The 3,746-nt window shown below is 66.1% G+C and carries 2 protein-coding genes; both read right to left on the reverse strand.

Annotation, left to right across the window (positions count from 1 at the left end; genetic code table 11):
• Positions 1–1,463 (reverse strand): glycogen debranching protein GlgX (gene glgX, locus WA944_RS10785; RefSeq protein WP_526646899.1); only part of this gene is annotated, 1,463 nt, incomplete at its 3' end.
• Positions 1,463–3,658: an acetyltransferase SucT gene (sucT, locus tag WA944_RS10790; RefSeq protein WP_526374655.1), complete on the reverse strand. Its 2,196-nt coding sequence runs from the start codon at positions 3,656–3,658 to the stop codon at positions 1,463–1,465. The genes glgX and sucT, both read right to left, overlap by 1 nt.
• Positions 3,659–3,746 lie beyond the last annotated feature (88 nt).

Here is a 3,746-nt window from a genome sequence, read left to right on the forward strand (position 1 = left end):
CGGTTGTCCTCGCCGTTGGCCTCGTTGTGCTTCTCGTTGTAGGACACCAGGTCGTTGAGGGTGAAGCCGTCGTGGCAGGTGACGAAGTTGATGCTGGCGCTGGGCCGTCGACCCGTCGCCTCATAGAGGTCCGACGACCCGGTCAGCCGGGATGCGAACTCGCCCAGTGTTGCGGGCTCGCCCCGCCAGTAATCACGCACAGTGTCGCGATACTTCCCGTTCCATTCGGTCCACAAACCTGGGAAGTTACCGACCTGGTAGCCACCTTCACCGATGTCCCACGGTTCGGCGATCAGCTTGACCTGACTGATGACCGGATCCTGCTGGACCAGGTCGAAGAACGCCGACAGCCGGTCGACGTCGTAGAACTCCCGCGCCAGGGTCGCGGCCAAGTCGAACCGGAACCCGTCGACGTGCATGTCGAGTACCCAGTACCGCAGCGAATCCATGATCAGTTGCAGCGTGTGCGGATGGCGGGCGTTGAGGCTGTTGCCCGTGCCGGTGAAGTCTTTGTAGTACCGGTTGTCGCCGTCGAGCAACCGGTAGTAGGCAGCGTTGTCGATGCCGCGGAAGTTGATGGTCGGCCCGAGATGGTTGCCCTCTGCGGTGTGGTTGTAGACCACGTCCAGGATCACCTCGATGCCCGCCTCGTGGAATGCACGCACCATCGTCTTGAACTCGGCCACCGCGCCGCCGGCATGCTTGTTCGCGGCGTACTGGTGGTGGGGGGCGAAGAAGCCGAACGTGTTGTAGCCCCAGTAATTCCGCAGTCCCAGCTGGAGCAGTCGATGATCGTGCAGGAACTGGTGCGCCGGCATCAACTCGATCGCGGTGACATTCAGCGATTTCAGGTGGTCGATGATCGCGGGGTGTGCCAGCCCGGCGTAGGTGCCGCGCAGTTCCTCGGGAACGCCCGGGTGCGCCTGCGTCATGCCTTTGACGTGTGCCTCGTAGATGACGGTCTCGTGGTAGGGCGTGCGGGGAGCGCGGTCGGACCCCCACTGGAAGAATGGGTTGATCACCACACTGGTCATGGTGTGCCCGAGCGAGTCGACCCGCGGCGGCTCACCCCCGCTGGCCAGGTCGTCGGCCCGCAGATCGTAGGAGAACAGCGCCTGGGTGAAATCGAATTCGCCGTGAAAAGACTTGCCGTAAGGATCGAGTAGCAACTTGCTCGGGTCGCAGCGATGCCCGGACGACGGGCTCCACGGGCCGTGCACGCGGTAGCCGTAACGCTGCCCCGGGGTCACAGTCGGCAGGTAGCAGTGCCAGACGTAGCCGTCGACTTCCTCCAGGTCGATCCGGTGCTCGCGGCCGTCCTTGCCGATCAAGCACAGTTCTACCCGGTCGGCGACCTCGGAGAACAGCGAGAAGTTGGTACCGGCGCCGTCATAGGTGGCGCCGAGGGGATAGGAGGAACCTGGCCAGACGGTCGGTGTGGACGCCGATCCGGAGGGCGGCATCAGGCCCGCCACCAGCCGGTGATGGTGGCGATCTGGCGGCCCAACTCACCGGTCATGGTGCGCATGTAGGTGCTCGAGATGTGGTGAGAGTCGTGATACATCAGCACATTTCCCTCCACGGCTCGGCAATGATCGGGGCGACACACCGCGTTACTCATGTCGAGCGGATTGAGTAGCGGAAACTCCGCCACGTAGTCCAGTGTCGGGTTGTGATCCGACAGTACTTCGGATCGTCCGATCCCGCACGATGTCGCGTCGCCGCCGCCGGCCAGACAGTCTGCGGGGAAGAACGGCTCCCCGTCCCGCACCAGCCACGGTGTGTCCCGCATCGCGAGGATGGGAATGTCGTTCTCGGACAACGTCTCCCAGATGCCCAGGTAGCTGGACGGCATGACGTCGCCGGGCTTGATGTTCCACGGGCGGGTCGAGGTCGTGAAGACGTAGTCGGGCTTGTCCGCGATGAGCATCGGCATCACCCGCTTGTTCCATTCACGGCAGCGCGGGTACTCGCGGTTGTCGCCCATCACCAGCGGCCTCTCCGCCGTCGTCAGCGGGCAGCCCATCTTCAGGTAGGTGACGACCTTGAAGTGGTGTTGCCTGCCCAGCAGATCCAGCGCGGTGATCCAGTGTTCGGCATGCGATCCGCCCGCCAGGGCGATGGTGCGCGACGCGTTCTCGTCTCCGTAGGTGCAGTTGATCACGCTGGCGTTCTCGAAGTCGCTGATGCATCCGTCGATGGTGGTTTGCGGAATGTCGCCTTCGGCCTCGAGCACCGTCGGGCGCATCGGCAGCTTGGGCACCCTGGCGTCGTCGACCAGCGCTCGTGCGCCGGGATAGTCGGGCAACGAGAGGCCGGCGAGCTCGTCGCCGTTCGCGCGCAGCACGGTCACGTGCTCGCGCCAGGTGAACGACGTCGCGGTCAGCGCCACCCCGAGCAGCGCGACGACGGACCCGAGCACGATCGTCGGCCGACGCAGCCGGCGCAGGGCCACCGAGGATTTCGGCGGTGCGGCAGCAGGTGCGACCGCTGAGGAACTGCGGGTGCGCAGCGGCTCCTCGACGTAGCGCATTGTCAGCCAGGCCAACAGGGCTGAAACCGAAAGCACTGCCGCGCCCTCGAGGAAGTTCACACCCGTACGACCGGTGTAGGCCAGGTAGAAGATGAGCAACGGCCAGTGCCACAGATACAGCGAATAGGCCATGCTGCCCAGCGTCAGGAACGGCGCGGACGCGAGTAACCGGTTGGGCGCGGGCAGTCGGCCGCGGGTGTGCGGATCCGCGTGCCGGTTCGCCGCGGACAGGATGAACAGCAGCGTGGCGCCCACCGGGACCAACGCCCACGGCCCGGGGAACTCCTTGACACCGTCGATCAGCGCGCCGCACGACAGGATCGCCGCGAGCGCCACCACGGCAGCCACCGTGCGCAACCACATGGGGCAGCGCACGTGCGGCACCAATGCTCCCACCAGTGCGCCCAGCAGGAGCTCCCAGGCACGCGCGAAACTGCTGTAGTACGCCGTGGCCTGGTCGGTGTTGTGCGCGACGATCGCGTACACGAACGAGGCGATGGTCAGTGCGGTGAGCAACAGCACGAAAGCCGCCCGCATGTGCCTGCCCAGTACGCGCCGGAACAAGAAGGCGGACAACAGGGTCAGGACCAGGAACGAGATGTAGAACTGGCCCTGCACCGACATCGACCAGATGTGCTGCAGCGGGCTGACCGCCTCGCCGGCACGCAGGTAGTCCGACGCGGAGCGGGCGAGTTCCCAGTTCTGGTAGTACCCCAGGCTGGCCAGGCTCTGATCGGCGAATGTCTCCCAGCGTGTCTCCGGCTGGATCAGCACGGTCAGCACCGCTGAGGCGGCCAGCACCACGACCAGGGCGGGCAGCAGTCGGCGGACCAACCGGGTGACCTCCGGGACCGGCCGCAACGCCACCCCCTGGGTCAGGGCGCCGCGCAGCAACCGGCCGCCGAAGAAGAACCCGGACAGGACCAGGAAGACGTCGACGCCGCCGGACACCCGCCCGAACCACACGTGGAACACCGCCACCAGCGCGATCGCGATACCGCGCAGCCCGTCGAGGTCGTGGCGGTAGAAGCCGGACGTCTGCGCCACCGAACGGGGCGCCGCGGCAGGCGGGATCAGTCCCGGAGCGGTCGCGGGCGCCGGCCGGGCGGGGGCGAGGGTCATCATGGTCGACGGCTAATCTACCGAAGGTGCCTGCGATGACGCCTGCCGAGATCAGCGCTGTTGATGCCGCCCACATCTGGCATCCCTACAG

Source organism: Mycobacterium sp., from assembly GCF_049683355.1.
In the GTDB taxonomy this organism is placed as follows: domain Bacteria; phylum Actinomycetota; class Actinomycetes; order Mycobacteriales; family Mycobacteriaceae; genus Mycobacterium.